Origin of the sequence: Mycobacterium sp. E2699 (genome assembly GCF_001666745.1) — a bacterium.
Classification (GTDB): Bacteria; Actinomycetota; Actinomycetes; order Mycobacteriales; family Mycobacteriaceae; genus Mycobacterium.
The window spans coordinates 13,816-38,502 of record NZ_LZJH01000088.1; the positions used below are offsets into that span (position 1 = coordinate 13,816).

A 24,687-nucleotide genomic window follows, 5' to 3' on the forward strand; every position below is an offset into this window, starting at 1 on the left:
GCTTTCCTCAAGTGGGCCTCAAATCGGCCAGTGTCGGGTACCCGCGTCCGGGTCGCTGAACACGCCGGGCGCCGCGATGTTTCGCGCCCAGCGCGATCCACGACGCGGCGGCCGCCCCGAAAGCCACGGCCCGCGCGGTACCGGTGCGGTCCGGCGGATAGCAGACGCCGGCGACGTAGTGGTCGATGAACCCGCTCGCCGGCAGCGGGTTCATCCCGGCGCGGGTGCGCGCCCAATTCTCCAGCGACGTCAGCGGGCACGGCCACCGCAGCGCGACGATCGCCACGCCCCAGCCGACGCTCGCCAGGTGCGCCCAGCGGGTGCCCGGCCTGCGCAGCGCGAGGAACCCGCCGCTGGGCACGTAGACGAGGTAGCCGAAGTGCGCGACCGCCGTGACGATGACGAGGTACCGAAAGCAGGCGCGACGCGCCCGGTTTCGCGCGGGGCCGGAGCTAGCCACCCGTGCGTCGTTGGTAGCGGCGTTCGGCATAGGCCAGATCGTCACGCCACAGCCGCGTGGCGGCGTAGCGCATCAGCGGTGTGATCAGCGGGCCCGCGCGGCGCGCGGTTCGGAAGCCGGGGCGTTGCGAGGTTGCGACGGTGGCTTCGATCACGGCGACGCGGGGGCGGCCGTCGGGCCCCGAACCCAGTGGCGTTGCGTGGGTTTCGACGACGCTACCCGTGCCCTCGCCCTCGATGATGCGCATGACGACCGTGCGCGCCTCCGGCGTGGTGAACTCGGCGATGACCGGCACACCGAAGCGGCCCATCCGGAACGTGACCGAGACCAGGAAGCGGTCGTCTTCCTCCGTGGGGGTGGTGAGCACCTCCAGCCGGGTGAACGAGTAGGGGTGAAACCACGCGCCGTGCCAGGGGTCGAGCCGGTTGGCGACGACGTCGGACGGCTCGCAGTGCCCGACCACGCGGGTGACCGCCGTCAACGTGTCATGCGTGGGCCGCGGCGTCACCACCGGCTGATCCATCGGGGCCTCGCCGCCCACGGAGTCGAGCCGAACCCATGCCAGCACGCCGTCGTCGTGGCTGGGAAACGGCTTCCAACGCAAGTCGCACGTTTCGCCGTCGAGGGCCAGCCCGTGCCAGCGGCAGTACAGGACGCCCCCGCGCACCAGGCCCGTCGCGAGGTCGGCGCCCAGGTGCGGGCAGCTCGCGGGGCCAACCCGCAGCCGGCCGTGCTTGTCCCGCCAGGCCACCAGCTCGACGCCGGCGACGCGCGCGCCGAAGGGGCGGCCGATGCCCACGTCGCGGCTGGCCGTGAACACGAACCAGTTCCCGGTGGGCCGGCGCTGGGAGCGCTCCAACGCGGCGTTGATGATCGCCGGCTGCGCGTCGCGGTAGGTCGGGCGCTGCTGTGCCCATGCCACACGCGGTATCACGCCGACGGGCCAGTCCTTGTACCGCCGGCGCAGGCGGTCGCCGACGCTCATCGCCGCCGCCCCTGGCGCTCGGCCAGCGACCGCAGCAGGCCCGACCGCCCGCGGACGGGCACCGTGCACAGTTGGTGACCGGCGAGGCCCCACGACGCCAGCAGCCGGTTGGCGGCCGACCACCCCGTGCTGGCCGCCCGTTCCATCAGGGCCACCGGCAGGTCGATGCGAATCCCGTCACCGGCCAGCACCAGCCCGGGCTGCGGCGTGGCCACGGTCGGGCGCTGCCCGTACGTTCCGGGCGCGAACAGCGGGCAGTCGCTGCGGCGCAGCTCGCGTTCGTAACGCACACGCGCCGTGGCGGTTTCGGGGTACAGCTCGTGCAGGCGCCCGATCGCCGCCGCGCCGGTCGGTTCGGCGCCGGCCGCGTACGAGTGCAATTCGACGACCGATCCGCGGTGCTGACGCGCCCACGCGGCGGCCTCGCGTTCGTAGCGCTCCAGCACGCTGATGTTGTCGACGGGCTCATGGCCGGCGGTGCCGAGGAACGCCGGGCGGTCGCGGTCGACCGGTCGGTCGAGCCAGAGCCGCTGCACCACGAACGGAGGCGCGGTGCGGAGCCGCCGGATCCGGTCGCGCCACGGATCGTCGCCCAGCCCGGGCGACGCGCCCACCACCCGCTGCAGGCCGCCCACGTCGAGCGCCAGGACGACGGCGTCGGCGTCGAAGTGCCCCCCCGAATCCGTTTGGACGCGAAGGGTTTTCGCGCCGCCGGGGGAGATCCGGGCCGCGCTTGCGCCGAGGTGCACCCGAACACCCCGGTCCCGCAGGTAGTCGCCGAGCGGATTCCACAGCCCCACATCGAAATTCGAGGTGGCGACGTCGAAGATCAGGCCCTCGCTGGAGCCCAGGAAGTAGATGTGGAACATGGTCGCCAGTTCGGCGGCGGACAATTGCGCCGGCTCGGCGAAGAAGCTGCGGGAGAACACCTCGAACGCGAGGTGGCGCGCGGACTCCGGGAAGTTGATGCTCTTCAAGAAGGTTTCGGCGTCGATGTGGTCGAGCCGCCGGTAGATGTCGGGCACCGACACCGCCGCCAGCGGCGCGGCGGCCCGGGCGTTGATGCGCGCCAGGTCGCGCAGCGAGAACGTGGGGCTGCGCAGCGCGAACGCCAACGCGTTCCACGGTGGCGTGCGGGGCAATCCGCGGAAGGTGTCGCGGCGACCGGCACCGTCGATCAGGGGGTAATCCTCGACGGGGGCGAGCATCCCGAGCCGCGGATCGACCCGGCGCAGCAGGGCCCGCAGGTTGTAGTACTGGCGGAAGAAGGCGTGGAAGCCCCGGTTCATGGGCAATTCGGCGCCGTCGACGCGTTCGGTCCAGCCGCCCACCCGGCCGCCGAGGTACCCCTCGCGTTCCACCAGGTCCACGGCGACGCCGCGTTCGGCGAGCGCGGTGGCGGCCGTCAGGCCGGCGATCCCGGCCCCGACCACCGCGACGCGCGGACGCGACGACAGCGCGCCCGCGTGGGGCAGCCCCGGCGCGGCCGGGTGAATGTGGCGGCGGCGGTCGGTCATTGGGGCGCCTCCCCGAGGAAGGTGTGCACGACGTTGTGTTCCCAACCAGGCATGGTAGCGCTTCGCACGTCGATGAATCCGGCGTCGCTCAGCCGCCGCCGCAACCGCGCCGCCCCGTCGAACGCCAGCACGCTGCGCCATAGATGCCGATACAGCGTGGCATCACGCGTGCGCCACCAGCCGGTTGGGATGATGATGCCCCAGCACACCGCATGCCAGGTGATCGTCGCGGCGCGGGAGTCGCGCACCGAGTATTCGTGCAGCGCCAGCGTGCCGCCGGGGCGCAGCAGCGCGCGAAACGCGCGGAGCTGGCGGTCCGGGTCCGCGAGGTTGCGCACCAGGTAGGCGGCCAGGATGCCGTCGAACGGCCCGGTGACGCCGCACTCGTCGAGCTCCTCGACGCGGGCGTGCACGAACCGGACCGACGGTGGCCACGCCTTCGCCCTTGCCGCGTCGAGCATTCCGTCGGCGGCGTCGACGGCGACGATCTGCGCCTCGGGAGCCGCCGCCAGCAGCGCGGCCGTCGACGCGCCGGTGCCGCAGCCCGCGTCGAGCAGGCGCAGGCCGCGGCCGCGTCCGGGCAGCCGCATCCGCTGCGCCGAGCGCGCCAGGTTCGCGTGGTAGTACGGGTTGGCGCCCACCAGCCGGTCGTACGCCGCGGCGCCGACGTCGAACGCGGCGGGCACGTCCGCGCGGGGCAGACCCGTCTTAGCGACGCGCACGTTGTCGCTCCCACAGCAGCAGCACGGCGGTGACCAGCGCGAAGCCGAACAGAAAGTCCTCGACGGGGATGTCGAACGGGAACCGCACGCCGCTGGTCTGCCGGTCGTCGTAGATCACGATCGGGGCGCTGCGTTTCGTCAGCCAGCCATCGACCGGCACCTGGAAGCCGAGCACGATCACCATCGACACCCAATAGGCGAGCCGCCGGAACAGCCCGGTGCGCAGCAGCGCGAACTCCAGCCCGAGGACGACCAGGACGGCCGCGACGGCCGGCACCGTGTAGCCGAGCCCGGTCATCGGCGCCTGGCCCGATCGAGGATGGTGCTCACGGCGTTGTAGGTCAGCAGGCCGCACACCGGGATCACCAGGAAGAACAGCACTTCCTCGATGGGTATCCCGAAGGGGATGTGGACGCCGCTGATGTACTTGGCGTTGTACGTCCACACCCCGGCGCCGATCGCCACCGCGTCCCAGACGAGAAACACCGCCGCGACGCCGACCACGGAGCGCGCGAGCCGGCGCGGCTGCCGGTAGACGCCGGCGCCGAACAGCTCCAGCGGCGCCGTGATCGCCAGGCACAGGCCCAGCACGACGAGGTACTGCCACCGGTCGCTCACGCCGCGCCCCTCATCCGGGCCCGCCACGACTGCAGCAGCGCGCCGCCGGCGACGCGGAGCCGCCGCGCATTGCCCACGGTGGCGCGGTGGGTGAACACCGAGAAGTCGCCGGCCTCAATGCAATCCAGGATTTCGGAGTACAGCGTCAACGCGGTGGCCACGCACGGCCGGGAACGCGGGGCGAGCATCGCGATCCCGCCGGCGGCGAATCGGTAAATCTCCCTGGTGATGTCGTGCTGGGCCGACAGGGCGGCCCGCACGCGGGCATCGGTGCGCCGGTGGGCGTGACACCACAGCAGCAACTCGCGGTCCACGCCGAAGGCCGCGAGTTCGTCGGCCGGCAGGTAGATCCTGTTGCGGGTCAGGTCCTCGTCGACGTCCCGCAGGAAGTTGGTCAGCTGGAAGGCGCGGCCCAGCGCCGCCGCGTACGGTTCGGCCTCCTCGCTGGGGCACACGGTGCCCAGGATCGGAAGCATCTGCAGGCCAATGACTTCCGCGGAGCCGCGCATGTAGCGGCCCAGCGCCGCCCGGTCCGGGTAATCGGTGACGGTGAGGTCCATGCGCATCGAATCCAGAAAGTCCCCGAACAGATCCACGGGGATGCCGTAGCGGCGCACGGTGTCGCCGACCGCGGCCAGGACGGGCTCGTCGTGGTGCTCGCCGCCGGCGAAGAAGCGGTCCGACAGCCGCTGCAGCGCCTCGGCGCGCGCGCCGACGTCCAGCGCCGGGTCGAGGTCGTCGAGGATGTCGTCGGCGTGGCGGGCGAAGCCGTACAACGCGTGCACCGCCGGGCGCTGGTCCGGGGCGAGCAGGCGGGTGGCGAGGAAATAGGTTCGGCCATGCTGCGCGGCGATCCGCCGGCAGCTCCGATACGCCGCGCGCAGGCTCGCATCCGCGATCCCGGCGGCGTCGAGCTCGGTGCGAATCACCGCGATCCGGCCTTCAGGTCCACGGTTCTGGTCGTCTTGCCGGCCGCCCCGGTGATGCGGTCGGCGGCCAGTCGCCCGGAGATCAGCGTGGTCGGCACCCCGACGCCCGGCAGCGTCGACGACCCGGCCAGCACCGCGTTGTCGATGCCGCGCACGGTGTTGGCCGGCCGGAACGGGCCGGTCTGAGCGAACGTGTGGGCCAGCGCGAACGGCGTGCCGGCCGTCATGTCCTGGCGGGCCCAGTCGGCCGGGGTGTCGACATGCAACAGCCGGGCGTCCTCGCGCATGCCGGGCAGCAGCCTGTCCTGCACCACCCCGAGGAGGTCGTCGGCGTACGCGCCGCCGGTGCGCGACCAGTCGACGTGGCCGCGGGACAGGTTGGGCGCGGGCGCCAGCACGTAGAGCAGGTCGCGACCGGCCGGGGCCAGGCTCGGGTCGCTGGCCGTGGGCCGGGTGACCAGCAACGACGGGTCCGTCATCAGCCGGCCGTCGCGGATGATGTCGGTGAACGTCCGCTCCCACGCCGAGCCGAAAAGGATGGTGTGGTGGGCGCTTTCCGGCGGCGCGGCGCGGCAGCCCACGTGCAGCACCACCGCCGACGGCGCCGCGCGCAGCGGGAGGATCCGTCGTGGGCTCCGCCCCAGCAGGCGGTAGGTCTGCGCCAGCTCGGTCGTCAGCACCACCGCGTCGCAGGGCAGCCGCCGGTCCCCGTCGGTGTGGACCGCGGTGATCCGCTCGCCGGAGCGCTCCAGCCCGGTGACCGTGGAGCCGTAGCAGAATTGCACCCCGGCGTCGGCGGCGGCCGCCGCCAGCGCATCGGGCAGGGCGCGCACGCCGCCGCGAGGAAAGAACACGCCGGCGACGGTGTCCATGTAGGCGATCACCGCGTAGACCGCCAGGGCGTGTTGCGGCGCGACGCCGGCGTACAGCGACTGGAACGTGAACACCCGGCGCAGCCGCGGGTCGCGGATGTGGCGCTTGACCATCGTGTCCCAGCGGCGGAATCCGCCGAGGGCGGTGAGCCTGGCCAGCTGACCGTTCAGCAGGCCGAGCGGCGAGTCGAAGTTCGAGGCGATGAAGCCGTCGAATTCGGTCCGGTACAACCGGTCGAGCCACTCGCGCAACCGCCGGTAGCCGTCGGCCTCGTGCGGGCCCGCGAGGTCGCGCACCGCGGCCGCCATCCGGTCGGCATCGGTGTGCACGTCGATGGAGCTGCCGTCGGCGAACATGGCCCGGTAGGCGGGATCCAGCGGCAGCAATTCGAGCCTGTCGGTGAAGGTTTCGCCCACGGCGGCGAACGCCTCGTCGATGATGTCCGGCATCGTGAGCACCGTGGGACCGGTGTCGATGCGATAGCCGTCGATGTCGCGCCGGCCCGCCCGTCCTCCCGGCCAGGGTTCCCGCTCGACCACCGTCACCTCGCGGCCGCGGCCGGCCAACTGCAGCGCGGCGGAGAGCCCCGAAAACCCCGCGCCGACCACGACGACGCGGTCGGTTCGGCCCCGCACCGCGCGCATCAGCGCGACGCCCCGGCGTTCATGCGGCGCGCCGTGTGCACAGGCCCGCCATGTCGACCAGCGCGGCGAGCAGGTGACCGTCGAACACATTGCCGTCCAATGCCGTCAGTGCCGTGTCGACACGTTGGGCGATGAGTAGCTCGATCCACTGCACCGCTCCCGTGGCCAGGATCAGGGTTCGCCAGCGGTCGAGAGCGGAATCGTCGAGCCGTTCGCTGGTCATCAGTTCCCGGAACTGCAGCCGCGTCGACGGGTCGGCCAGCTGGTGGGCGGCCACCACCACACTGGTGGCCTTGCGCTCGATCAGGTCGTTGGTGGGCTTGCCCGTGGCGGCGGGGGATCCGAAGATGCCGAGGATGTCGTCGCGCAGCTGGAATGCCTCCCCGATGGCGGAGCCGTAGGCGCCCAGTGCCGCCAGCACCCGGTCGTCGCAGCCGGCCGCGGCGGCGCCGATCTCCAGGGGCCGGCGCACCGTGTAGTTTCCCGACTTCCGCCGGGCCACCGCGAGCACGCCCTCCAGCGTAGGCATGTCTCGAACGTCGGTCGCCAGATCGGCGAATTGCCCCACCGCGAGCTCGGTACGCATGGCGTCGTAGCGCGGCCACGCCCGCTGCAACTGGTGCGGCCGCAGACCGCTGTCGCGCAGCAGCTGTTCGGCCCAGATCAAGCACAGGTCGCCGAGCAGGACGGCGGCCGACTCGCCGAACCGGCGCGAGGAGCCGGACAGCCCGCGCCGGCGGTGCCACGCGGCGAATTGGATGTGTGCGGCGGGATGACCCCGCCGCGATGCCGACTCGTCCATCACGTCGTCTTGCAGCAGCGCGAACGCGTGCAGGAGCTCCAGGCTGGCGCTCGCCGTCAGCGCCGCGTCGCTGGGCGGTTCGCCACACAGCCAGCCCAGGTACATGAACGTCGACCGGAGGCACTTGCCCCCGCCGACGAACTCCGCCAAGACGTCGCCGGCCACGTCGACGCCGCATTCGCCCAGCGCGTCGGCGCGCCGGTCGGCGACGAACTCGGCGACGCGGGAGAGCACGGCCTGCCGCACACCCGCTCGCCAGGCGTCCACTTGGTCGGGATCGGGCGGGGCGGCCGGGCTGGAGGGAACTGCCTCGGCAAGACGCACACGCTGGAGAGCCCGCACATCTCCCACCGAAGCCCCCCTCACCGGGTCGGTCAGTCTCGAACGGCTCGGATTCACGCGTTGGTACCCCTTTGACGAGAAAACAAAACTGGCCGATCGCGGACGTGCTCGATCGGGCCGCCCGCCGCTTAGCTTAAGTTATTGAAACATTAACTTACTGAATGATCGTCCGATTCGCCAGTGGTGTTTTCCACCGGCGGCGGACGTGCAGCCGGCCGATCCGTCCCGTGGTTTCTGCCGACCGAGAACGGGAACCCGGCGCCGGTGAACGTTTCCGATCTCGTCACCAAGCCCTTCCAGTGGGGGGCCGCGCTGCGCGGCCGCCGATTTTTCCACCCCGCCGGCGTGTTGGCGCAGGGTTTCATCGAGCGGACCGCGCCCGCGGCGGACGGGCTGCCGCTGCCGTCGTCTGAGGTCGTCGCCCGCGTCTCCAAGGCCGCCGGGACGCCGGGCGCACTGCCCGACTTCGTCGGTCTGGCGTTCCGCGTCGCGCCGCAGCAAGAGGGCGGCAAGCCGTGGGACATCCTGCTGGTGTCCGCGGGCTCCGGCGTGCTGGCCCGGGCGGTGGCGCTGCGGCCGACGGTGTCGTGGACCGGGCAGAGTCTGACCAGCCTGATGCCGCTGCGCTATCGGGGAAACATCTGGTGGTTGCGGGCCCAGACCATCAGTGCTGTGAACGGTTTCGGTCTCTCGCTGGACAGCGTCCGCGACGCCATCGACGGGGGCGGCATCGACTTCGCCATCGACCAGGCCTGCGGCAGGGGCGATTTCGCGCCCCTGGCCCGGCTGACGCTGAACCGGGTCTTCGACCGCGAGCCGGACGTGTCGTTCGATCCGGTCGCCAACACCGCCCCGGGACTGAGCCTGTATCCGGAATGGCTCGCCGATCTCCGGGCGAGCGCCTACCGGCACAGCCGCGACGGCAGGGACGCGGGCTAAGGCCTTACCCGTTGCGCCCCAGGAGGTGTCGCAGGGCGCTTTCGAGGTCGGGCTGGCGAAACCGGTGCCCGGCCGCGGTGAGTTTCTCAGGAATCACGCGCTGGCTGGCGCACGCCAGTTCGCGGGCACCCTGCTCGCCCAGTAGCAGCCGGGGCCCGAGCGCCGGCACCGGCAAGGCCGCGGGCCGGCGCAGCACCCGGGCCAGGGTGCGGGTGTACTCGGAGTTGCGGACCGGTTGCGGCGCAACGGCATTCACCGGCCCGGACAGTTCCGTGTCCCACAGCGCGCGGTGATAGACGTCGATCAGGTCGTCGATCCCGATCCACGACAGCCATTGCCGCCCGTCGCCGAGCCGGCCGCCGAGCCCCGCGGCGAACAGGGGGCGCAGCAGCTTCAACGTGCCGCCGCGGGGCGATTGCACGATGCCGGTGCGCACCCGCACCGTCCGCACCGGAGCCGCCTCCGCGGGCGCGGTCGCCTCCTCCCACTCGGCGACGACGTCGGCCAGGAACCCGTCGCCGCGGTCACCGTCCTCGGTCAGGACCTCGTCGCCGCGGTCGTATCCGTAGTAGCCGATCGCCGAAGCCGAGATGAACACCGACGGCCGGGGATCGGTGCGGCCCAGCAGCTCGGCGAGCCGGCGGGTCGGACCGATCCGGCTGTCGCGGATGGCCTTTCGGTGCCCCTCGGTGAACCGGCCGGCGATGGAGGCGCCCGCGAGATGGATCACCGCGTCGACCCCGGCGAGCAGCTCGGGGTCGGGGTCGTCGGGGTTCCACCGCCGCTCGTCGTCGCCGGTGGGGGCGCGGCGGACCAGCGCGACGACGCGGTGGCCGCCGGTGCGCAGGAACGCGGTCAGCGCCGAGCCGACCAGTCCGGACGATCCGGTGACCGCGACGGTCTTCGGCGTCAGACCGTGCTCGGCCGCCAGCCGGTGCGCGGCCAAATCATCGGCCAACTGACGATGCCGGTAGGCGAACATGGGGCGCAACAACGAGCCGGGCACCGGCGTGTCGACCCGGTCGATCACCCGGGTCCGGTTGCCGCCGGCATCCTCGAACTCATGGCTGTGCCGCCAGCGCACCACGATTCGCGCCGGCAGCGACGCCGGTCCCGCGCTGTCGATGGCGTCGACGAATCGCCGGGGCGGGTCGTAGGAATCCGCCTCGTGTCGGGCGACCCACCGCAGGCCGCCGGGCAGCGCCAGCACGGCGCGGCCGTCCTCGAGCGAGGCCGCCTCGGTGACCACCCGCATGGGTTGCCACGGCGGCGACAGCCGGTCGAAGGCACCCGGCCTGGCGTGCCACGCGAAGACCTCGGCGCGCGGTGCATCGACCACGCTCGAATATTCCAGCCCCATCTTTCGAACGTTAGCGGTCGGGCAGCGCGTGCTCGACGATGGGCAGCCGCGGCCGGGGCTGGCGTTCGCCCCGCTTGGCCGCCAGGTAGACCTGCGCGGTCTCCTCGGCCACCGTGTGCCAGTCGAAGGCGGCGGTGAGTCGTTCGCGGGCGGCGTGGGCGCGCCGCTGCGCGGCGTCGGGGTCGTCGAGCACCGCGCGGATCGCCGCCGCCAGCGCCCGCACGTCGCGGGGCGGGCACGACACCCCGGTCTGCCCGTCGATCACCGCCTCGCCCAGCCCGCCGATGTTGGTCGTGACCAGCGGCGTGCCGGCCGCCGCGGCCTCCAGCGCGACGATGCCGAACGGCTCGTAGTGGCTGGGCAGCACCGCGGCGTCGGCCCGGTGCAGCACCGCCAGCAACTCGGCGCGTTCGAGATGCCCGGCGAACCGAATCGCCTTGAGCACCCTGTGTTTACGCGCCTGCTCGACAAGCCAGTCCTGCTGCGTACCCTCCCCGGCGATGGTCAGCGTGGTGCCCGGGTGGGCGCGCCGCACGCGCGGCAGCGCGGCGATGACGTCGTGCACACCCTTCTCGTACTCGAGCCGCCCCAGGTAGAGCAGCTCGGGCGGGCCCGGGCGAGGCCGGCGCGCCGCGAACGGCCACCGCCCCGCGTCAATGCCGTTGCGGATCACCGTGATCTCGGCCAGGCCGGGCCCGAACAGTTCGGTGATCTCGTCGGCCATCGAGGCCGAACAGGTGATGAGCGAATCGGATTCGCGCACCAGCCACGACTCCACCGCGTGCACCTGACGGCTGATCGGCCCGGAGACCCAGCCGGAATGCCGACCGGCCTCCGTGGCGTGAATCGTGGAAACCATTGGCACATCGTAGAATTCGGCAAGCGCGATGGCCGGGTGGGCCACCAGCCAGTCGTGTGCGTGCACGACGTCGGGACGCCACGGCCGCTCGGTGCCCGGTTTCTTCAAACCGAGGCCGGCGCGGATCATCGAATGACCCATCGCCAGGGTCCAGGCCATCATGTCGTCGCCGAAGGTGAATTCGTGCGGATCCTGCGCGGCCGCGATCACCCGGACGCCCTCGCTGGCCTCATCGGAGGACGGGTGCGTGCTCGGATCGGTGCCCGTGGCGCGCCGCGACAGGACGACGACGTCGTGGCCGGCGGCGGCCAGCGCGGTCGAGAGGTGATGCACGTGGCGGCCCAGCCCGCCGATCACCACCGGTGGGTACTCCCACGACACCATCAGGATCTTCACGAGTGCGGCCTCCTGCACGAGCGCGAGCGTGCACAGAATGCCGGCCGTGGCGGCGTGTCGACGTACAGACACGCACGCTCGCGAAAGCCGGTCCGCCTCACCGGGGCAGCCTACGCGCATCGAGGGCCCCGAACAGGCCGTCGGCGCGATTCCAGCCCTCGGCAAGCCGCTGTGCGGCATCGCGGCGGCCCGACGCCAGCGCACCGGCGATCTCGCGGGTGGCGTGCGCGTGCAGATGAGCGCGGTAACGGGCGTAGTCGGCGGCCGTGTCCTTGCTCACCATGAACGGCCAGTCGCTGGAAACGGTGAGCAGGGTCTCGCGCAGGATCTGGTCGGCGACGTGGTCGCGGGGGGTCGGCCCGTCCAGCGACGCCAGCTGGGACAGCGCCTTGTCGACGGTGCCCAGCGCGGTGTCGACCACCTCGGTGTTGAGCTGGACCAGGTCGGCCACCTGCTCGCCCGCCCACACCTGCCAGTCCTTGCCCGAGCCCCACGAGCTCGGCGGCAGGGCGACCGGGTCGCCGACGAACCCGTCGTCGATCGCGTCGCTCAGGGTGCCCACCCGCACGCCCGCGGCGGGCAGCGCCCGCAGCACCCGCTCCAGCCACGTCGGGCCCTCGTACCACCAGTGGCCGAACAGCTCGGTGTCGAAGGCGGCGATGACGTGAGCGGGCCGCCCGATGCGCTCCGACTCGCTCGTCAGCCGTCCGCGGACCACCTCGACGAAGTCGGCGACGTGCGCGTCGACGGCGTGGTCGGCGCGCTCGGGATCGTAGGGCGCCTTGCCCTCCGACGCCACGTTGCGGCCGGTCACGCGGGCCGGCTTGAGGCCGGTCAGGTGGTCGTAGGTGTGGAAGTCGCGGTAGGCCGAGTGGCCGGGGTAGCCGGATTTCGGCGACCACACCCGGTAGCTGACCTGCAGGTCCCGACCGAACGCCACCACGTCGGTGTCGCCGACGGGCCGGCCCAGCGCGGTGTCGCCGTGCAGCGACGGGCCGTCGACCATGAAATGCGTGACGCCCGCGGCGGCGTAGTCGTGTTCCATGCCCGGCGCGTACGCGCATTCGGGCGCCCAGATCCCGGTCGGGAGATGCGCCAACCGCTGCTGCGCGTCGGCCAGGCCCTCGCGCAGCGCGAACTCGCGCAGCCGCGGATTCAGCAGCGGCTGGAAGGGGTGGGCCAGCGGGCCGCCGAGCAACTCGACCGTGCCGGCGTCGACCAGGCCGCGCAGCAGTGGGCTGCCGCCGTGCCGCCACAGGGTGGCGAAGTCGTCCAGGGCCCGGTCCGCCTCCGCGCATTCGCGAATCCCGAAGGCGCGCAACGCTTCCGGTGTGCACGACTGGTAGCCGGCCGACTTCGAGGTGGGGGCCGGGCGCATGCTCGTCGCCGCGGCCGCCTCGGTGGCGCGCAGCCGCCAGTTGGCCAGCCAATGATGCATGCCGTCGAGGCAGTACGGGTCGTCGAGCTGGGCGTTGACCACCGGGGTGACGCCGAGCGTGATCAGCCGGTGCCGATCCTCGCCGGCCAGCGTGTGCAGCACCCGCAGCAGCGGCAGGTAGGACGCCGCCCAGGACTGATACAGCCATTCCTCGCCGACCGGCCAGCGGCCGTGGTGGGCCAGCCACGGCAGGTGGGTGTGCAGCACCAGGGTGAACAAGCCCGGCACCCGCGCCTCGGAGGTGGTCACGGGCGGACCGCGATCGCGATCAGGTCGAGGCTGGCGTCGATATCAGCGACGGTGGCGTCGAGGACGTCGAAGTCGTCGCAGGTGACGGCGGCGACGTCGGCCGCCAGCTCGGGCGGCCACGGCTGATCGGCCACCGCCCGCGCGATCTGCGCGTCGATGATGGACCCGCCGTGGCGCGCGTCCATCTCGCGCAGGCGCGGGCCGTGGAACAGCCCGCTGACCTTCACCCCGGTGAACCCCGCGCCGACCAGCAACTCGGTCAGCTCGGCGGCGTTCAGCTCGCGGGTGTGAAACGGGTTGATGGGGGTGTCGCGGCCCGGCGAGAAGGTGATCCGGTTGGGGGTGGACACCATCACCAGGCCCGACGGGCGCAGCACCCGGGCGCACTCGGCGACAAACTGTGGCTGGTCCCACAGGTGCTCGATGACCTGGAAGTTCACCACAACATCCACCGACCCGTCGGGCAGTGGCAGCTCGGCGAGGTTGGCCTGCATGACCTCCACCCGGGGATAGCGGGCGCGGACATGGGTCACGGCGGCCGCGTCGTAATCGACCGCGACCACCCGGCGCGCGACCTCCGCGAGCAGGTCGGCGCCGTACCCCTCGCCGCAGCCGGCCTCGAGCACGTCGGCGCCCGCGCAGCGGGGCGCAAGCCGCTGGTAGACGACCTGATGGCGACGAAACCAGTAGTTCTCGATGTCCAGGTCCGGGATGGTGCGCTCGCCGGTCAGCGTCAGCACCGCGTCGGGCCCCGGCGCGGGGTCGCCGGGGGCGTCGGGGGGAACGTCGGACAGGTGTGCGCTCATTGCATAGGCAGGCTAACGCGAAGTGTCGGATTCGCGAACCGCGAAGTGGGCACCCCTGTTGGCGGCGGCGGACAGGGCGAAAGAAGCTGCCGCCGGGCGCCGATGCCGTCCGCGATGGCGGACGGGGGAGGAGCCGGGCAGTTGTGCCTGCGTGACCGGCTATGGTGTGAAGGCAGACCGCACAAAGTTACCCGCCAGTAACACGGAAGTGCGGTTAAAAAATGCGTGACCGAGGTCCCGCAGTCGACCGCTGCGGACCCCTTCGAGGAGGACGAACCAGACTCATGACGAACATCGTGGTCCTGATCAAGCAGGTCCCAGACACCTGGTCGGAGCGCAAGCTCACCGACGGCGACTACACGCTGGACCGCGAGGCCGCCGACGCGGTGCTGGACGAGATCAACGAGCGCGCCGTCGAAGAGGCGCTGCAGATTCGCGAAAAAGAGGCCGCCGACGGCACCGAGGGCTCGGTGACCGTGCTGACCGCCGGCCCCGAGCGTGCGACCGAGGCGATCCGCAAGGCCCTGTCCATGGGCGCCGACAAGGCCGTCCACCTCAAGGACGACGGCATGCACGGCTCCTGCGTGGTCCAGACCGCGTGGGCGCTGGCGCGGGCGCTTGGCACCATCGAGGGCACCGAGCTGGTGATCGCGGGCAACGAATCCACCGACGGCTCCGGCGGCGCGGTGCCGGCCATCATCGCCGAGTACCTCGGCCTGCCGCAGCTGACCCACCTGCGCAAGCTGTCGGTCGAGGGCGGCAAGATCACCGGCGAGCGCGAGACCGACGACGGCGTGTTCAGCCTCGAGGCCACCCTGCCCGCGGTGGTGAGCGTGACCGAGAAGATCAACGAGCCGCGGTTCCCCTCCTTCAAGGGCATCATGGCCGCCAAGAAGAAAGAGGTCACGGTGCTGACCCTGGCGGAGATCGGGGTCGAGGCCGACGAGGTCGGGCTCGCGAACGCCGGGTCCACCGTGCTGTCCTCGACGCCCAAGCCGCCCAAGACCGCGGGTGAGAAGGTCACCGACGAAGGCGAGGGCGGCAATCAGGTCGCCCAGTACCTGGTCGGCCAGAAGATCATCTAGCGGCCCACCTATTTCACACGTCCCCCAAAACACGAGAAGAGCGACATAACCCATGGCTGAAGTTTTGGTGCTCGTCGAGCACGCCGAAGGCGCCCTGAAGAAAGTCACCTCCGAGCTGATCACCGCCGCCCGCGCGCTGGGCGAGCCGGCCGCCGTCGTCGTCGGCGCGCCGGGGACGGCCGCGCCGCTGGCCGACGGCCTGAAGGAGGCCGGCGCCGCCAAGATCTACGTCGCCGAGTCCGACGACGTCGAGAAGTACCTGATCACCCCGGTGGTCGACGTGCTGGCCGCGCTGGCCGAGTCGAACTCGCCCGCCGCGATCCTGCTGTCGGCCAACGCCGACGGCAAGGAGGTCGCGGGCCGGCTCGCCGCCCGGATCGGGTCCGGCCTGCTGGTCGACGTGGTGGGGGTCCAGGAGGGCAACAAGGCGGTGCACTCCATCTTCGGTGGCGCCTTCACCGTCGAGTCGCAGGCGAACGGCGACACCCCGGTGATCACCGTGCGCGGCGGGGCCATCGACGCCGAGCCGCAGGCCGGCGCCGGCGAGCAGGTCACGGTCGAGGTTCCGGCGCCCGCCGAGAACGCCACCAAGATCACGGCGCGCGAGCCGGCGGTCGCCGGTGACCGGCCCGAGCTGACGGAGGCCAGCATCGTGGTGTCCGGCGGCCGCGGCGTCGGCAGCGCGGAGAACTTCAACGTCGTCGAGGCGCTGGCCGACTCGCTGGGTGCGGCCGTCGGTGCGTCGCGCGCCGCGGTGGACTCGGGCTACTACCCGGGCCAGTTCCAGGTCGGCCAGACCGGAAAGACGGTGTCCCCGCAGCTCTACATCGCGCTGGGCATCTCCGGGGCGATCCAGCACCGCGCCGGCATGCAGACCTCGAAGACGATCGTCGCGGTGAACAAGGACGAAGAGGCGCCGATCTTCGAGATCGCCGACTACGGCGTGGTCGGCGACCTGTTCAAGGTGGCCCCGCAGCTGACCGACGCGATCAAGGCCCGCAAGGGCTGAGTTTCGCGCCGGTCCCGAGAGAACGGCGCCGCGATAGTTCTGCCGACGGTGAGCATGACGCCTTTCATGGAGCCGCCCCGCCCAGCCGGCGCTGCTGTCGTACGACTTCGTCCAAATCGGTGAGTCGTCGCAGTGCGGCCAGCGGTTGGTTCATCCGCCGGTTGCCCGCGAGGTACTGCTTGTTGCGATCCAGAAACCACCAGTACCCGCCGGTGTAGGGGCAGGCGCGCGCGCCGACTCGCTCGGTCGGCCGATACGGGCAAGGCCCGCAGTAGTCGCTCATGCGGTTGATGTAGGCACCGCCCGCGGCATACGGCTTGGTGGCCATCAGCCCGCCATCGGCATGCTGCGACATGCCGACCACGTTGGCCACCATCACCCAGTCGTAGCCGTCGACAAAGCATCGGTGGAACCAGTCGGTGACCGCGCCGGGACGCCAGCCGCGCTGCAGCGCGTAGTTGGACAACACCATGAGCCGGGGTATGTGGTGAACCCAGCCGTGATCGCGCACCTGCGCCAGCACGTCTTTGAGGCAACGCGCGTCCACCGCGTCGGCGTCGAGATTCGCGAACCAGTCCGGCAGGTGAGTGCGTGCCCGCAGCGCGTTGCGATGGCGATAATCGTCACCGAAGTACCAATAGACTCCCCAGATGTAGTCGCGCCACCCGATCAGCTGGCGGATGTAGCCTTCGACGCCGGCGAGCGGGGCGTGTCCCCCACGGTAGGCGTCCTCGGCGGCGTAGGCGCATTCCAGGGGATCGAGCAAGCCAAGGTTCATGGGCGCCGATAACAGGCTGTGCGCCATGAAACGATCAGCGCTGAGCATGGCGTCTTCGTGAGGCCCGAAGTGCGGCAGGCGATCTCGCAGGAACACCTGCAGCGCCGCCTGCGCTTCGGTTGCGGTGACCGGAAATTCGCGCGGTCCGTCGCGGCCGACGAAGGCTACTGCGCCGTCACGTTCCCAACGGTCCAGGTCGGCGCGCACCCGCTCGTCGATTTCGTCCTCTTCCGGTTGCCAGGGTGCGGGCACGGCCAGCGCACGGGCGTTTCGCGGTGGCGGTTCGCGGTTGTCGGCGTCGAAATTCCAGCGGCCCCCGGCGGGTTGGTCACCGTCCATCAACAGGTCGAACCGCCGGCGGGCGGCACGATAGAAGTTCTCCAGCCGCAGCGTGCGCTGTCGCCGCGCCCACTCGCCGAATTCGTCTCGGCCCGTACAGAATCCGCGTGCAGGCAGCACGTCGATGTCCGGCAGCGATCGCACGAACCGATCGGCCGCCCAGGAGGTGGGCTGACATACGCTGATCCGCTCGGTGACCCGCTGTAGCGCCTCCCGATAAGTGCGGGTCTGGAAGAAGGTGGCCTGCTCACCGAGTTCGGCCGCGCGGTGGCGTAGCGCCGACAGCACCAGGTGGGCCTTACGCCGGTGGAATCGGCGACGTTCGAACACCGCCCGGGACTCGATCAACAACACCGGCTGGTCCGGATGGTCCAGGAAGTGGGGGCCGAGCTGGTCGGCGAAACACCAACGCCGTCGACTCCCGTTCGTTCCGCTGGGAAGGTTGTTCACGCGCGATTCCTACTGGTCCTATTGGCCGCCGACAGATACTTTTCCTACCCGGACGCGTCACCTCTCAACCGCGGGGGTGCTCGGCGACGTCGCGGTCCAGCCGCCGCGCTAAGCTAATCAATCAATTGCTTGATTGACCGTTTTGAGTATCACCTCCGCGGTTGGCCGCGAGTGCACCGGGGCGGGATGAAGGTTGCCTGACTCCCGGCCGGCGTTGTGCGCATCCTGCGGATGGGTGAAGGAAGGCGCGTCGCGATGGGTGTGATGCTGGCGTTGCGGCTCAACATGACCAACGTCGCGGATCCCCGGGCCTGCCACGCCGAGCGCTACCGCGCGGCCCTGGACATGGCGGCGTACGCCGATGAACTCGGCTTCACCGGCATCAGCTGTGAAGAACATCATTTGGCGGCAACGGGTTGGCTGCCCTCGCCGCTGATCCTGGCGGCCGCCGTCGCCGCGCGGACGCAGAAGGCACGCATCAGTGTCAACGCGTTGCTTGTCCCGCTTTATGATCCGTTGCGACTGGCCGAGGACATCGCGGTGCTCGACAACGTTGCGTGCGGGCGATTCTCCTTCGTGGCGGGCATCGGGTACCGGCCGGAGGAGTACGCCGCGGCCGGCAAAGACTGGTCGGTCCGCGGCCAATTGATGGACCACAACCTAGAGGTCATGCTCAAGGCGTGGGGTGACGAGCCGTTCGCGTATAACGGCCGGTCGGTCAACGTCACACCGAAACCGTGGACACGGCCACACCCGTTCTTCTTCATCGGCGGAATGAGCGCGGCCGCCGCCCGGCGCGCGGCGCGCTTCGGCCTGCCGTTCTCTCCGCCGATGGCGATGCCCGAGGTCGAGGCCGTTTACGCCGACGAGCTCGAGCGCCGCGGCAAGACCGGCTTCGTCTATCGGCCCGAAAACGGCAGCACGATAACCCTTCTCAGCGAGAATCCCGACGCCGCATGGCAAAGCTTCGGGCCGTTCCTCCTCAACGAGACGGCCGAGTACTGCTCGTGGCGGCGCCCCGGCGTGCGGCGGCCCAACGAGGTCCCGGCCGATTCGGTCGATCGGCTACGCGGCCTGGGCAACGTCGAAATCCTGACTCCGCGGCAGCTGATCGGCGAGATCCGGGAGGGGCGCAGAGAGGTTGTCATCAACCCGCTCATGGGGGGCCTGCCGCTGGAGGACGGCTGGGGCGTCCTGCGGTTGCTCGGCGAGCGGGTGCTGCCCGAACTCATCGGACCCCGAAAGGGGAACAAGCCTTGACTGTGCCCCGGCAACCGCCGATGATTGATTTAATCAACCGACCGATTGGTTTCTGGGACGCGCAGATGCAGGGTTGCGTCAGCGGCACGACGGCGCCGGTATGACGGTTACGGCACAGCTGGGCCGCCCGGTTGGCGCAAGCGGCGAACAGACGCGGAAACGGATCATCGCCGCCGCCATGTGTTGTGTGGCGGAGAAGGGCTATTCGCAGGCGTCGATCCGGGAGATCGCGCGCGAGGCTCAGATCACGAGCGGCAGTCTTTACCACTATTTCCCGAACAAGTCGGAGCTACTCAAAGCCACTGTGAAAGAGATCGAGGAGATCGCCCTGCCCCGGCTGCGCGTGGCCGGTCAGCGCGGCGGCAGCGTCGTGGACCGGTTGGAGGCGGTGCTGGACGAGTCGGATCGGCTGATGCACGAGTATCCGCACCTGGCCGCCTTCGAGCGGGCCATCCGCGCCGAAAGTGCGGCCTACCTGCGGTGCGGCGATCCCGACCGGGTGGGCTTTAAAGTGTTGCGCGACATCATCTCCGACATCATCGACGATGCGCTGCGACGCGGCGCCCTGACCGAGGACAGCGATCCCGCCGGCACAGTCGAAGCGATCTACGCGCTCACCCGCGGTCTCACCGAGCAGGCGGCGAATCTTCGGCCCGAGGCCTACCACGCCACGTTGCGGTCGGCCAAACGCCTGATCCGCGGCACATTGTTTCGCGAACAACCCGGAGACTGAGGAGTTCAACCGATGGCCTGCCCGAACCTGCCTGCCGGCTTCGATTTCACCGACCCCGACATCTACTGCGAGCGCCTGCCGGTCGAGGAGCTGGCCGAGCTGCGCCGGACGGCGCCGATCTGGTGGAACGATCAGCCGATCGGCAAGGGTGGATTCAACGACGGCGGCTTCTGGGTGGTCACCAAACACAAAGATGTCAAAGAGGTTTCGCTGCGCAGCGACGTCTTCTCCACCTATCAGAACACCGCGCTACCTCGGTACCCCGACGACGTGAAGCGGGAGAACATTGATGCGGCGCGCGCATCGCTACTCAACATGGACGCTCCGCACCACACGCGGCTCCGCAAAATCATCTCTCGCGGGTTCACCCCACGCGCGGTGGGGCGCCTGCGCGACGAGCTGAACGAACGGGCACAGAACATCGCCAAAACCGCGGCGGGAAAGGGATCCGGGGATTTCGTCGAGCAAGTGTCGTGTCAGTTGCCGCTGCAAGCCATCGCCGAGTTGCTCGACGTACCACTGACGGACCGCGACAAGCTGTTTCGCTGGTGCAACGAAATGACCGGCAGCGAAGACCCCGAATACGCCGACATCGACGGGCAGGCTTCGTCGGTTCAGGTGTTGACCTACGCCATGCAGATGGCCGACATGAGGGCGAAGAATCCCGGCAGCGATATCGTCACGACGCTGCTGAAAGCCGACATCGACGGCGAAAAGCTGTCCGACGACGAATTCGGCTTCTTCGTCCTCACCCTTGCCGTCGCCGGCAACGACACCACGCGTCACTCCATCACGCAGGGCATGATGGCGTTCACCGAATACCCCGACCAGTGGGAGCTGTTCAAACGCGAACGCCCCGAGACCGTGGCCGACGAGGTCATACGCTGGGCCACTCCGGTCACCGCGTTTCAGCGCACGGCGCTTAAAGACACCGAGCTGGCCGGCGTGCAGATCGCCGAGGGCCAGCGCGTCGTGATGTTCTACCGCTCAGCCAATTTCGACGACGAGGTCTTCGACGACCCCCACACCTTCAACATCCTCCGCGACCCCAACCCGCACGTTGGGTTCGGCGGCACCGGCGCCCACTATTGCATCGGGGCCAACCTGGCCCGGATGACGATCAACCTCATCTTCAACGCGGTCGCCGACCACATGCCCGACCTCAAGCCGATCTCGGCGCCCGAGCGGCTTCGCTCGGGTTGGCTCAACGGCATCAAACATTGGCAGGTCGACTACGGCGGCGGCGCCGCGGCCTGCCCAGCTGACCGCTGAGGCCCTGATGGCCCATGTCGCCCGATCCGCCGGCAGGCTTGCCGCCCGGGCCCGTGAGGAGTGTTGGGCGGCATGGCAGTTGGCGCGAGCCGGCGGTTTGAGCCCGATGCCGTTGCGCGGCCTCGGCCGGATATCGCGCGCGACGCGCGACTACGGCCCGATCGGGGCGGCGGTGAGCATGGCCGCGATCCGCCATCGTGACCGAGTCGCGCTGATCGATGACCGCGGCTCGTTGACCTTCGCTGACATCGACGCGCGGTCGAACGCGGTGGCGAACGCATGGCGAAGCCGGGGGCTGCGCGGCGGAGCCGGTGTCGGGATCCTCGCCCGCAACCATCGAGGATTCCTCGACGCCCTGTTCGCCGCCGCCAAGAGCGGCGCACGGATCGTCCTGCTCAACACCGATTTCGGCGCGGCGCAGCTGGCCGACGTCGTGCGCCGCGAGGGTGTGGATTTACTCGTTCACGACGAGGAATACACCGACGCGGTTGCCGGGCTCGATGTTCGGCTGGGTTGTATGACGGCGTGGAGCGACTCGCCGGAGGGGTCCGCGCTCGAAACGATGATCGCCGGCGGTGATTTCTCGCCACCACCGAGACCCGGCGCCGAACCCAAGCTGGTGATTTTGACCAGCGGTACCACCGGCACGCCCAAGGGCGCGCCCCGATCGGAACCCCGCTCGCTCGTGCCCGTGGGCGCCCTGCTGAGCAAGGCGCCGTTCCGCGCTCGCGGCGTCACCGATTGCTGTGTGCCGCTGTTTCATGCGTTGGGCTTCGGCCATCTGATGCTCGCTCTGCTCTTCGGCTCGACGCTGCTGGTGCGCCGCAGGTTCGATCCCCGGGACACCCTGGACAGCCTGTCCAGGCATCGGGCCACCGCGATGATCGCGGTGCCGATCATGTTGCGGCGCATCATCGAGCTCGGCCCTCAGGCGTCGACCGGGCACGGCTTCGGCGCGCTGCGCATCATCTTCGTCGCCGGATCACAGCTCGGCGCGAATTTGTGCACGGAGGCGGCGCGGGTCTTCGGGCCGGTCATCTACAACATGTACGGTTCGACCGAGGTCGCCTACGCCACGATCGCCACGCCCGAAGACCTTGCCGCCGAACCGAATTGCGTTGGCCGGGTGTTGCCGGGCACCGTAGTGAAATTGTTCGACCAGCAGGGTCGCGAGGTGCCGGCGGGCACCTCGGGACGGATCTTCGTGGCCAACGGGATCCAGTTCGACGGCTACACCGGCGGCGGCACCAAGGAGTCGATCGACGGGCTGATCGCAACCGGGGACATCGGTCACTTCGACGTCGCGGGCCGGCTGTTCATCGACGGCCGCTCCGACGACATGATCGTCTCGGGCGGAGAGAATGTTTTCCCCGCCGAGGTCGAGGAGGCCTTGGCCAACCATCCCGACATTCTGGAAGCCGCGGTCATCGGGGTTCCGGACGGTGAGTACGGGCAACGGCTACGGAGTTTCATCGCCTTGCGGCCAGGCGCGTCGCTTTCCGAGGGCGACGCCAAAGACTATGTGCGCCGACGGCTTGCGCGGTTCAAAGTCCCGCGTGACGTTCGCTTCGTCGATGCGCTGCCCCGCAATGCGACGGGCAAAGTCGTCAGGCGCCTGCTCGACGCGGCGCCGTAGGCGAAGCGGTTCCCTACAGAGCCCGCAAGCGCCGGACGCGGTCGGCCATGGCCCGCTGAGAGACCGCGGCGCCCGGGGCCAATCCTTCGAATGCGTGCGGACAACCGGGGTGCACGTGCAGTTCGGTCGAAATGCCCGCCGCCGCCAGCCGCCCCGCGTAGGTGATGTTCTCGTCACGGAAGATGTCGAGGTCCCCGACGTCGATGTAGGTCGGGGGCAGCAGCGACAGGTCGGCCGCCCGCGCCGGCGCGGCGTATTCGCTCACACCGTGCCCTCCGATGCTGCTTCCCAGCAACGCTTGCCAGCCGGTGATGTTGTCGTCGTAGGTCCACGTCACGAACGGCGCCAACTCGGGGTCGGGCAGGGTCGTCCGATCGTCGAGCATGGGATAGATCAACACCTGAAGCGCGACCGCGGGGCCGCCGCGATCCCGGGCCATCAGGCACACGGCCGCGGCCAGCCCGCCGCCTGCGCTGTCTCCCATCACCGCCACGCGGGCCGGATCGAAACCCAATTCGTCGGCGTGCTCCACCAGCCATACGAGCGCCGCGAAGCAATCCTGCACCGGAACCGGGTGGCCGAACTCGGGAGCGGTCCGGTAGTCGACGAGCAGCATGGGCACGCCCGCATCGGCGACGTAGCGGCGTGCTGACCAATCGTAGAGCTCGCCCAGTTCGCGCAGGCCGAAAATCATTCCGCCACCGTGCAAGTAGAGCACCGCGCCGCCGGACGAATCGGCTCCGTCGGGCCGATACCAGCTCACTGGCAGCGCTGCACCGTCGTCGGTGTCGACGGTGAACTTCTGCACCGCCACCCCGTCGGCGGCGCGTCGGGAGCTCAGCAGTTGCGCGAACATCTGACGGCTGTTCGCTCGCCGCGTCGCGACGTCGCCGACCGGCGGGGGCTCACGGTCGGCGGCGGCGGCCAGCAGCGGGGCAAGCTCCGCGAGCACCTCGGGATCGATGTGCAAGTTCACCGGCGGTCAGGCTGTGACATGGTCGGCGTGGAAGTCGGTGACCAAGGAGTCGATGGTGATCTCCGCGACGACATTCATGGCGGCGTCGTAGATCTCGTAGAGAAGCCCGTCGGGGGAGTCGGGGCGGGCCCCGAAATAGACCAAGCCGCCGTCGTTTCCGCCACGCTCCAGATGGGGCTTCTGGTCGTTGCCGGTCAGCGCGTAGTCGCCGGCGCGGCGAAAGCGGTGGTTGCCGATGGAGCCGTCTCGGTCGACATCCCACAGGTGCTGCTCGCCGGCGAGCACGATGACGCTGGTGGTCGCGGCGTGGCGGTGAATCGGGCAGTGGCCGCCGTCGCCCTGCCAGCGCACGACCATGTCCAGCGTGCAGGCATCCCGGTCGTAGCCCAGGATGGTGTAGTCGTGGTGGATCTTGTACGTCGATCCGGGACGTCCGGTCACTTCCTTCCACCGGTAGCGCGACGGGTCAAAAGTGCCGTCAATCATGCTGCGACCTCCTAGCCATCGGGCGGCACCGCGCCCAATCCCTGCCGTATCAAGCGAAGATAGGCGTCCACGATCTCTTGCTCGTGCCGTATATCGGACACAAGGTCCTCCAGGAACCGCCGGGCACCGACGAGGAAGTGGGCCTGCGCGGCGATTTCGGCGTCATCCATCGGACGGACCGACCCGTGCGCGATGCCGTCGCGCAGCCGCGCGGACAGCAGCTGAACCCAGGCGGTGACGCCTTCGCGGTACAACTCGGGCTCGAGAAACCTGATCTCGTCGACCAATCGGACGTGGGCCGGGTTGTGACGCACGTAATCGACGTAGGCGAGCACCTCGGCGCGGTGACGTTCGAAGAAATCGCCGGTGCGCTCGCCGCGTTGGCTTTCCAGGGTCGCCAGCCTCGCCGAAAAATCCGCCATCAGCTTGCGCATCGTCGCGCGCAACAGTTCGGCCCGGGAGCCGAAGTGGTAGTTCAGGTTCCCCACCGCCGTCTTCGCCCGTGCGGCGATGCCGGTCACCGACGCCCGATGCAGCCCGCGCTCGCTGGCCTCCGCGAGTGCGGCATCGAGAATCAACGCGCGCGTCCGGTGGCGCTTCGCGTATCCGCCCTGCGGCAGTCCAGTTTCCGTCTCACTCACCGCTGCCATCCCAAAATCCTGTATCAGTTTTCAAAATTCGGCAATGCCGGATGAAGTTTGAGGTGCTTTTCGCGACATTTCGT

The 24,687-nt window shown here is 70.1% G+C and carries 24 protein-coding genes; 7 read left to right on the top strand and 17 right to left on the bottom strand.

From position 1 onward, the window contains the following. Positions 1–7: 7 nt before the first annotated feature. From A5696_RS14770 to A5696_RS14810, 9 genes are read right to left on the bottom strand one after another with little or no spacing between them, the layout of a single operon-like run. A complete protein-coding gene (locus A5696_RS14770; protein ID WP_067880057.1) occupies positions 8–460 on the bottom strand; it encodes a DUF2784 domain-containing protein in 453 nt (150 codons plus the stop codon). After that, positions 453–1,445: a DUF5914 domain-containing protein gene (locus A5696_RS14775; protein ID WP_067880060.1), complete on the bottom strand. Its 993-nt coding sequence runs from the start codon at positions 1,443–1,445 to the stop codon at positions 453–455. Before A5696_RS14775 ends, A5696_RS14770 begins: the two co-directional genes overlap by 8 nt. Further along, entirely contained in the window at positions 1,442–2,962 is a 1,521-nt protein-coding gene (locus tag A5696_RS14780; RefSeq protein ID WP_067880064.1) for an FAD-dependent oxidoreductase, read from the bottom strand. The genes A5696_RS14775 and A5696_RS14780 overlap by 4 nt, the downstream gene beginning before the upstream one ends. Beyond that, positions 2,959–3,684 carry a trans-aconitate 2-methyltransferase gene (locus tag A5696_RS14785; protein WP_067880067.1) on the bottom strand — a complete coding sequence of 242 codons (726 nt, stop codon included), beginning with the start codon at positions 3,682–3,684 and terminating at the stop codon, positions 2,959–2,961. Before A5696_RS14785 ends, A5696_RS14780 begins: the two co-directional genes overlap by 4 nt. Continuing rightward, positions 3,671–3,982, bottom strand: a complete 312-nt coding sequence (locus A5696_RS14790; RefSeq protein ID WP_067880070.1) for a lycopene cyclase domain-containing protein — start codon at positions 3,980–3,982, stop codon at positions 3,671–3,673. The genes A5696_RS14785 and A5696_RS14790 overlap by 14 nt, the downstream gene beginning before the upstream one ends. Next, entirely contained in the window at positions 3,979–4,302 is a 324-nt protein-coding gene (locus A5696_RS14795) for a lycopene cyclase domain-containing protein (protein ID WP_067880560.1), read from the bottom strand. Before A5696_RS14795 ends, A5696_RS14790 begins: the two co-directional genes overlap by 4 nt. Beyond that, positions 4,299–5,231: a phytoene/squalene synthase family protein gene (locus tag A5696_RS14800; protein WP_067880073.1), complete on the bottom strand. Its 933-nt coding sequence runs from the start codon at positions 5,229–5,231 to the stop codon at positions 4,299–4,301. The genes A5696_RS14795 and A5696_RS14800 overlap by 4 nt, the downstream gene beginning before the upstream one ends. Then, positions 5,228–6,748 carry a phytoene desaturase family protein gene (crtI, locus tag A5696_RS14805; protein ID WP_067880076.1) on the bottom strand — a complete coding sequence of 507 codons (1,521 nt, stop codon included), beginning with the start codon at positions 6,746–6,748 and terminating at the stop codon, positions 5,228–5,230. Before crtI ends, A5696_RS14800 begins: the two co-directional genes overlap by 4 nt. A gap of 19 nt (positions 6,749–6,767) precedes the next feature. Continuing rightward, positions 6,768–7,874, bottom strand: coding sequence for a polyprenyl synthetase family protein (locus A5696_RS14810; protein ID WP_156738405.1), 1,107 nt, complete (start codon positions 7,872–7,874; stop codon positions 6,768–6,770). Positions 7,875–8,156: 282 nt separating this feature from the next. Between A5696_RS14810 and A5696_RS14815 the strand changes: the two genes are divergently transcribed. After that, positions 8,157–8,831 (top strand): phosphodiesterase, encoded by a 675-nt coding sequence (locus A5696_RS14815; RefSeq protein WP_067880564.1) that lies wholly within the window; start codon positions 8,157–8,159, stop codon positions 8,829–8,831. Positions 8,832–8,835: 4 nt separating this feature from the next. Here the strand turns inward: A5696_RS14815 and A5696_RS14820 are convergent, their stop codons facing one another. From A5696_RS14820 to A5696_RS14835, 4 genes are all read right to left on the bottom strand, one after another. Continuing rightward, entirely contained in the window at positions 8,836–10,191 is a 1,356-nt protein-coding gene (locus A5696_RS14820) for a TIGR01777 family oxidoreductase (RefSeq protein ID WP_067880082.1), read from the bottom strand. A gap of 10 nt (positions 10,192–10,201) precedes the next feature. Beyond that, positions 10,202–11,446: a glycosyltransferase family 4 protein gene (locus tag A5696_RS14825; protein WP_067880567.1), complete on the bottom strand. Its 1,245-nt coding sequence runs from the start codon at positions 11,444–11,446 to the stop codon at positions 10,202–10,204. 97 nt (positions 11,447–11,543) lie between these two features. Then, on the bottom strand, positions 11,544–13,133 hold the full coding sequence (locus A5696_RS14830; RefSeq protein ID WP_067880085.1) for a glycoside hydrolase family 57 protein: 1,590 nt from the start codon (positions 13,131–13,133) through the stop codon (positions 11,544–11,546). Then, positions 13,130–13,939, bottom strand: coding sequence for a bifunctional 2-polyprenyl-6-hydroxyphenol methylase/3-demethylubiquinol 3-O-methyltransferase UbiG (locus A5696_RS14835; RefSeq protein WP_067880088.1), 810 nt, complete (start codon positions 13,937–13,939; stop codon positions 13,130–13,132). The genes A5696_RS14830 and A5696_RS14835 overlap by 4 nt, the downstream gene beginning before the upstream one ends. Positions 13,940–14,223: 284 nt before the next feature. Here A5696_RS14835 and A5696_RS14840 point away from each other — a divergent pair, with 284 nt between their 5' ends. Continuing rightward, a complete protein-coding gene (locus tag A5696_RS14840) occupies positions 14,224–15,024 on the top strand; it encodes an electron transfer flavoprotein subunit beta/FixA family protein (RefSeq protein WP_067880091.1) in 801 nt (266 codons plus the stop codon). 52 nt (positions 15,025–15,076) lie between these two features. Then, positions 15,077–16,033, top strand: a complete 957-nt coding sequence (locus tag A5696_RS14845) for an electron transfer flavoprotein subunit alpha/FixB family protein (protein ID WP_067880094.1) — start codon at positions 15,077–15,079, stop codon at positions 16,031–16,033. A gap of 64 nt (positions 16,034–16,097) precedes the next feature. Here the strand turns inward: A5696_RS14845 and A5696_RS14850 are convergent, their stop codons facing one another. Beyond that, a complete protein-coding gene (locus tag A5696_RS14850; RefSeq protein WP_067880097.1) occupies positions 16,098–17,600 on the bottom strand; it encodes a cryptochrome/photolyase family protein in 1,503 nt (500 codons plus the stop codon). Positions 17,601–17,855: 255 nt separating this feature from the next. Between A5696_RS14850 and A5696_RS14855 the strand changes: the two genes are divergently transcribed. From A5696_RS14855 to A5696_RS14870, 4 genes are all read left to right on the top strand, one after another. Further along, positions 17,856–18,860, top strand: coding sequence for an LLM class flavin-dependent oxidoreductase (locus A5696_RS14855; protein ID WP_067880570.1), 1,005 nt, complete (start codon positions 17,856–17,858; stop codon positions 18,858–18,860). A 100-nt stretch (positions 18,861–18,960) separates the two neighbouring features. Beyond that, positions 18,961–19,593 (top strand): TetR/AcrR family transcriptional regulator, encoded by a 633-nt coding sequence (locus tag A5696_RS14860; protein ID WP_067880100.1) that lies wholly within the window; start codon positions 18,961–18,963, stop codon positions 19,591–19,593. Positions 19,594–19,605: 12 nt separating this feature from the next. After that, positions 19,606–20,865: a cytochrome P450 gene (locus tag A5696_RS14865; protein ID WP_067880103.1), complete on the top strand. Its 1,260-nt coding sequence runs from the start codon at positions 19,606–19,608 to the stop codon at positions 20,863–20,865. 106 nt (positions 20,866–20,971) lie between these two features. Then, positions 20,972–22,501, top strand: coding sequence for an AMP-binding protein (locus tag A5696_RS14870; RefSeq protein ID WP_231964337.1), 1,530 nt, complete (start codon positions 20,972–20,974; stop codon positions 22,499–22,501). Positions 22,502–22,514: 13 nt separating this feature from the next. On the opposite strand, the gene A5696_RS14875 is transcribed toward A5696_RS14870, so the two are convergent. The 3 genes from A5696_RS14875 to A5696_RS14885 are packed head-to-tail and all read right to left on the bottom strand — an operon-like array spanning position 22,515 to position 24,613. Next, on the bottom strand, positions 22,515–23,477 hold the full coding sequence (locus A5696_RS14875; RefSeq protein WP_067880110.1) for an alpha/beta hydrolase: 963 nt from the start codon (positions 23,475–23,477) through the stop codon (positions 22,515–22,517). Positions 23,478–23,483: 6 nt separating this feature from the next. Further along, entirely contained in the window at positions 23,484–23,963 is a 480-nt protein-coding gene (locus A5696_RS14880) for a hypothetical protein (protein WP_067880113.1), read from the bottom strand. A gap of 11 nt (positions 23,964–23,974) precedes the next feature. After that, positions 23,975–24,613, bottom strand: coding sequence for a TetR/AcrR family transcriptional regulator (locus tag A5696_RS14885; protein ID WP_067880116.1), 639 nt, complete (start codon positions 24,611–24,613; stop codon positions 23,975–23,977). Positions 24,614–24,687 lie beyond the last annotated feature (74 nt).

Coding starts and splice junctions, on each gene's coding strand:
- A5696_RS14790 (WP_067880070.1), bottom strand. CDS start 3,982: ATGACCGGGCTCGGCTACACGGTGCCGGCCGTCGCGGCCGTCCTGGTC.
- A5696_RS14885 (WP_067880116.1), bottom strand. CDS start 24,613: ATGGCAGCGGTGAGTGAGACGGAAACTGGACTGCCGCAGGGCGGATAC.
- A5696_RS14835 (WP_067880088.1), bottom strand. CDS start 13,939: ATGAGCGCACACCTGTCCGACGTTCCCCCCGACGCCCCCGGCGACCCC.
- A5696_RS14840 (WP_067880091.1), top strand. CDS start 14,224: ATGACGAACATCGTGGTCCTGATCAAGCAGGTCCCAGACACCTGGTCG.
- A5696_RS14860 (WP_067880100.1), top strand. CDS start 18,961: ATGACGGTTACGGCACAGCTGGGCCGCCCGGTTGGCGCAAGCGGCGAA.
- A5696_RS14820 (WP_067880082.1), bottom strand. CDS start 10,191: ATGGGGCTGGAATATTCGAGCGTGGTCGATGCACCGCGCGCCGAGGTC.
- A5696_RS14845 (WP_067880094.1), top strand. CDS start 15,077: ATGGCTGAAGTTTTGGTGCTCGTCGAGCACGCCGAAGGCGCCCTGAAG.
- A5696_RS14865 (WP_067880103.1), top strand. CDS start 19,606: ATGGCCTGCCCGAACCTGCCTGCCGGCTTCGATTTCACCGACCCCGAC.
- A5696_RS14855 (WP_067880570.1), top strand. CDS start 17,856: ATGGGTGTGATGCTGGCGTTGCGGCTCAACATGACCAACGTCGCGGAT.
- crtI (WP_067880076.1), bottom strand. CDS start 6,748: ATGCGCGCGGTGCGGGGCCGAACCGACCGCGTCGTCGTGGTCGGCGCG.
- A5696_RS14870 (WP_231964337.1), top strand. CDS start 20,972: ATGCCGTTGCGCGGCCTCGGCCGGATATCGCGCGCGACGCGCGACTAC.
- A5696_RS14775 (WP_067880060.1), bottom strand. CDS start 1,445: ATGAGCGTCGGCGACCGCCTGCGCCGGCGGTACAAGGACTGGCCCGTC.
- A5696_RS14780 (WP_067880064.1), bottom strand. CDS start 2,962: ATGACCGACCGCCGCCGCCACATTCACCCGGCCGCGCCGGGGCTGCCC.
- A5696_RS14880 (WP_067880113.1), bottom strand. CDS start 23,963: ATGATTGACGGCACTTTTGACCCGTCGCGCTACCGGTGGAAGGAAGTG.